The following is a 707-nucleotide window of genomic DNA, read 5'->3' on the forward strand; positions in this document are numbered from 1 at the left end:
GAGTATCAATGGCGTCATGTGAAAGAGGCCATGTTGCTCGGGGTTCCTGTTGAACTTTCTGTTCAAACACGAAGGGTTAAGTGTCGTAACTGCGGTATAAAAACAGAGTCGCTATCTTGGTTAGAGCCTTATGCTCGTATAACGAAGCGCCTAAAAAGTTATATAGAACAACTACTGCCTCTTCTTCCTATTAAGCATATCTCCCAGTTAACGGGCGTTCATTGGCACACTATTAAAGAGATAGATAAACGCCGACTTCAGCAAGTTGTACCGCCAGTGAAATGGGAGGGACTAAGGCAACTCGTCATGGACGAGTTCGCCATCTTTAAAGGACATCGATATGCCACAGTCATCGCTGACGCTAAGACTCACCAAGTTATTTGGATAGGATTAGGTCGTAGCCGCAAAGACATACGACCGTTCTTCGAGCAACTAGGCGAGCATGGGATAAATATCGAGGCGGTCGCGATGGACATGAATACGGCTTTTGACCTTGAAGTTCAAGCGCACTGTCCGAATGCAAAAATCGTTTACGACTTGTTCCATGTTGTCGCTAAGTTCGGTCGAGAGGTGATGGATAGAGTTAGAGTCGACCAAGCCAACAAACTCAAACAAGATAAAAAAGCGAGGCAATGGGTCAAGCGTTCACGCTGGATACTGCTGAAAAATAGAGGCAACTTAAATACACGCCAAGATAGCTATCTTAC

The 707-nt window shown here is 45.3% G+C and carries 1 protein-coding gene; it reads left to right on the forward strand.

The annotated features are described in order from the left end of the window. Positions 1-707: ISL3 family transposase (locus AB4407_RS04420; RefSeq protein ID WP_372119039.1), on the forward strand; the 707-nt coding region annotated here is incomplete at both ends.

Origin of the sequence: Vibrio sp. 10N.261.46.E11, assembly GCF_041472735.1 — a bacterium.
GTDB lineage: Bacteria > Pseudomonadota > Gammaproteobacteria > Enterobacterales > Vibrionaceae > Vibrio.